This is a genomic window from Pseudoalteromonas sp. TAE79 (assembly GCF_000498015.1).
GTDB lineage: Bacteria > Pseudomonadota > Gammaproteobacteria > Enterobacterales > Alteromonadaceae > Pseudoalteromonas.
In genome coordinates, this window is sequence record NZ_AUTL01000244.1 from 1 (window position 1) to 4,198 (window position 4,198).

General features: G+C 42.4%; 6 protein-coding genes. All 6 read right to left on the reverse strand.

What is annotated here, in order from left to right:
• A partial coding sequence (locus L655_RS1000000126835; RefSeq protein WP_139016278.1) for a transposase DNA-binding-containing protein occupies positions 1–128 on the reverse strand: 128 nt, incomplete at its 3' end.
• 142 nt (positions 129–270) lie between these two features.
• Positions 271–615 carry a 4a-hydroxytetrahydrobiopterin dehydratase gene (locus L655_RS0119225; protein WP_002958326.1) on the reverse strand — a complete coding sequence of 115 codons (345 nt, stop codon included), beginning with the start codon at positions 613–615 and terminating at the stop codon, positions 271–273.
• Between the two features lie 37 nt (positions 616–652).
• A complete protein-coding gene (phhA, locus tag L655_RS0119230; RefSeq protein WP_002958327.1) occupies positions 653–1,450 on the reverse strand; it encodes a phenylalanine 4-monooxygenase in 798 nt (265 codons plus the stop codon).
• Between the two features lie 231 nt (positions 1,451–1,681).
• On the reverse strand, positions 1,682–2,869 hold the full coding sequence (gene megL / locus L655_RS0119235; RefSeq protein WP_024605985.1) for a methionine gamma-lyase: 1,188 nt from the start codon (positions 2,867–2,869) through the stop codon (positions 1,682–1,684).
• Between the two features lie 151 nt (positions 2,870–3,020).
• Positions 3,021–4,043 (reverse strand): TIGR01620 family protein, encoded by a 1,023-nt coding sequence (locus L655_RS0119240; RefSeq protein ID WP_024605986.1) that lies wholly within the window; start codon positions 4,041–4,043, stop codon positions 3,021–3,023.
• The coding region (locus L655_RS1000000126840; RefSeq protein ID WP_139016279.1) for a YcjX family protein at positions 4,040–4,198 on the reverse strand (159 nt) is incomplete at its 5' end. The genes L655_RS0119240 and L655_RS1000000126840, both read right to left, overlap by 4 nt.

Sequence of the window (4,198 nt, forward strand, 5' to 3'; positions counted from 1 at the left end):
ACAAGTGGTTTTCCTGGTTCATTTGCAAGCGTTGATGCTAACTTTACCAGACGCGCTGTTCTTCTTGGATCACCTAAGTCCGATTTACCGAATTGTTGTTTTGCCCAATGAGTATGTTCGTTAATCATAATGTGCCATCAAACAAGATTTGAAGATCTGATCATGACATTGAGATTTAGTTCAAAAAAATCCCCGCTAATTTCTTAGCAGGGATTTGTGTATAAGAGACAGCTGAAAAGTGCCTTTTTAGTTCGCTCAATTAATTTTTAACTACAGCGCGTTAAATACGTCGTCTGTTTTAGCTGCGCAAATAAAATCGTTTTTGTGTAGGCCTTTAATTGAATGGCTCCACCATGTAACCGTTACTTTGCCCCACTCGGTTAATAAACCTGGGTGATGGCCTTCGTCTTCTGCCATGTCGCCTACTTTGTTAGTAAACGCGATAGCTTGCTTAAAGTTTTTAAATTTATAAACACGCTCAAGCTGCATAATGCCGTCGCGTACTTCTGGTACCCAGTCTGGGATTTTAGTAATTAATTGTGCTAACTCTTCGTCAGATACTTTTGGCGCATCTACGTGACAGGCTTCGCATTTTTGTGCACTTAATGAAGACATTCTAAATCCTTACTTTTAGCTTTTTTAGCATTAATGTTTAACTGGCTAATTTTTCTTTTGGTGGAAATTTTGGGTCGTGCAAGCCAAGCTCTTTAGCTCGCTCAACCAAAGTCATAATATCCATTTGCGATATATCAAACAGATCATGAATCGAATTTATGGTGTAGTACTGTGGCTGCATAATATCAATACGGTACGGCGTACGCAGTACATCAAGCACATTCATTGGGCTAATTTCTGGCGTGTTTGAGTATACGTACTGAGTTTCACCTGGGCTTGATAAAATACCGCCGCCGTAAATACGCAGGCCGTCTTCGGTTTGCATTAAACCAAATTCAACTGTAAACCAGTATATACGCGCAAGGTATACACGGTCCTTTTTCTGCGCTGCGTAACCTAATTGTCCGTACTTGTGCGTAAACTCGGCAAAGTCAGGGTTAGTTAGCATGGCGCAATGGCCAAATATTTCATGAAAAATATCTGGCTCTTGTAGGTAGTCAAATTCTTCGCGGCTACGAATAAATGTAGCTACCGGAAACTGCTTGTTTGCCAGTAATCTAAAAAACTCATCAAAGTCGATAAGCGCAGGTACTGGCGCGACTTGCCAACCGGTAGTGGCTAGTAACACTTCGTTTAGTTCGCTTAACTGCGGAATACGATCGTGCGGCAGGTTAATCTTTTTTAACCCTTGCATGTACTCGTTGCAGGCTTTGCCTTCAATGCATGCAAGTTGACGCGCTACAAGCTCAGACCAAATTTTATTTTCTTCATCACTCCAGTGTATAACACCATTTTCGTCTGGTGTTTTGGATGTGTATTTACTTGCTTTAGCCATAAGTACCTTCTTGGGTGTGAGCCCTAAATCGGTGTCAGTGTGATACTCAAATCTATTGAATATCGAATGACCCCATACTATGCAAAAGTGAAGAAAAGTTTAATAGATAGACTAACATCAGTATTTGGGACGATCACCACTATCGTAAATTTATAATTACACCTATGGCAATCTAAAAATACAGACCTTTAAATAAAGGCCTGTAGCTTGCCTTTATGTGTATACAATTAATTACACCCAACCAATTTCAGTAAAAGCTTGGTCTAAATCACTAATAATGTCGTTAACATCTTCAAGCCCAACCGAGAGTCTGATCAGCCCATCACTTATTCCAGCGGCGGCTCGTTCCTCTGGCGTATAAGGCGAGTGAGTCATAGATGCAGGATGCTGAATCAGTGTTTCAGCGTCGCCGAGGCTTACTGCAAGTGTACAAAGTTTCATACTATCAATAAATTGTGCGCCATCTTGTAGCGTGCCTTTTATTTCAAATGCAATAACACCACCAGCGGCTTTCATTTGGTTGCCAATAAACTTATGACCTGGGTGCGATTTAAGCCCTGGGTAATATACGGTACTTACTTGTGGGTGCGCTTCTAGATATTGCGCTATTGTTTGTGCACTTTGACAATGGCGTTCTATTCTAATGGCGAGTGTTTTTAGGCCTCGATTAATTAGCCATGCATCGTGCGGGCTTATGGTTGCACCAATGTCTTTTAGTACGGTCATTTTAATGTGTGTTATGTGCTCAAGCGATCCACATACAATACCGGCGACTACGTCTCCGTGACCATTTAAGTACTTGGTCGCACTGTGCATTATAATGTCGATACCGTATTTTTTTGGTGATTGCAGGAGCGGCGTTAAAAAGGTGTTGTCGACCACACTAATTAAGTTGTGCTCTTTAGCAACTGCGCCAATAAGTGCCAAATCAATAACCGCCATAGTGGGGTTGATTGGCGTTTCTACAAATATCATTTTTGAATTAGGTTTGATGGCAGCGCGTAGTTCGTCCTCGTTGGTCATATCAACAAAAGTGACTTCGATTCCCCAGCGCGGCAACATATGCGAGAAAAACGCAAAGGTACAACCATATAAAGCACTTGAGGCAACAAGATGATCTCCTTGCGATAAAAAGCTCAGTACTGAGGCAGATACAGCCCCCATACCTGTTGCGGTTGCAGCTGCTGCTTCACAACTTTCTAGTTGAGCAACTTTTTGTTCAAGCTCTGTGGTTGTGGGGTTTCCTAAGCGCGTATAAATATAGCCAGGTTCGTCGCCTGCAAAACGCGCAGCACCTTGTGCGGCGTTTTCAAAATGAAAGGTAGAGGTTTGATACAAAGGAGAAGTGAGTGCCCCGTGCGGGTCGTTTGCTTTTTGTGGTCCGTGAATACACTGGGTGTTTATATGATGCTTGCTCATTGTAGGCTCATTTTTTTGATTATTATGTTTTTGCGATTCAACAATCAAAACGTATGCGCTTACAAACAGCAAGCATGCCGGATGCTCAGATGGCTATTTGTGCAAAAACCGTGCAGCGCACGTTTGTACACAAATATTGCCACTACCTTTACTACGTTGACTCCGCCTTTTTACGGCTCATAATTTTACCTGCGATGCTTTGCACAGTGCCTTTTAGTAAGCTGCGTTTGTTTTCAAGCCGTGGTAATGGGCGACTAAGCTCCATTGCTTTGTAACCAATACGCGCTGTAAAAATACCGGCGCTGACCCCTTGCGCAGCTCGTCCCGAAAGCTTACCTAAAAGCTCAGCACTTAGTGCAGTTGCAGCAAGGTCAGATACAAGCTCTGCACTGCCAACAAACATTACTTGTTTTATCAACATGCGGTATAACTTTATACGGCTCGCGTAGCCAAAACCAATGCCGTAAATTTTACCAATTTGTTCTATTAACTTAGTACCACGCCAAAGCACAGCCATCATATCCACCAGCGCAAGTGGGCTTAGGGCAACTAGCAGTGCAGATTCAGTCGCAAAACGATTTATAAGCTTTTTAGCTTTGGTGTCTTGGCTTATTAATAAACTGTTGGCGTACAGCGTCATTATTTCTTTGTCGCTGTGATGCATCGCTACTTGGTTTTTAAAGGTTTCAAAGTTATCAAGCTCTTGGTGTTTATTAAGCTTTTCGAGCCAAGGTAATGCACCGCCTACTTGCTCGCTGTTTAAAAGCCTGTCGGCTTCAACTCGGTGCAGCTGGTTACGCTTTAAACTGCGCAGCATTCGGTACTCTCGCCACAATAAGCGCCCTATTAGCAGTACGCCACTTACAACCGCGGTTAAATAAACACTGCCTAAAATAATTGACTGCTCGAAAGCAAATACTAACGAGTACGCAAACTCTAAAAGCACCAGTACTATAAAACTAATAGCAAAAACACCTTTAAGTGTTTGCCACTTTGACTTTTTATATACAGGCTCTAGATCTATTTCTGGCTCTAGTGCTTCATCTTCAAGTTCTTCGTAATCACTTTGCCCGTGCTGAATAATTTTTGCAGGTGCTAAAACGGGTTCGTTTTGCTCAATGCTTTGCGTATCTATACGACGCCCTGCTTGAAATGTTTGGTTTGACTCACTCATGTTAATTTGTCTCCTAGCAGGTACTGCATGACATGATCTAATCGAATATGTTTTAGTTGTTTATCGGGGCTCGGCATTGGAGAGAACGATAAAAACTCAAATCCCTGTGCTGGCCACTCATTTTTATTAAGCATCCGCGAGGGAGGTTGCGGCGG

Excerpts from the sequence above, each read along its gene's own strand:
- L655_RS0119225 (WP_002958326.1), bottom strand. The coding sequence starts at position 615 with ATGTCTTCATTAAGTGCACAAAAATGCGAAGCCTGTCACGTAGATGCG.
- phhA (WP_002958327.1), bottom strand. The coding sequence starts at position 1,450 with ATGGCTAAAGCAAGTAAATACACATCCAAAACACCAGACGAAAATGGT.
- megL (WP_024605985.1), bottom strand. The coding sequence starts at position 2,869 with ATGAGCAAGCATCATATAAACACCCAGTGTATTCACGGACCACAAAAA.
- L655_RS0119240 (WP_024605986.1), bottom strand. The coding sequence starts at position 4,043 with ATGAGTGAGTCAAACCAAACATTTCAAGCAGGGCGTCGTATAGATACG.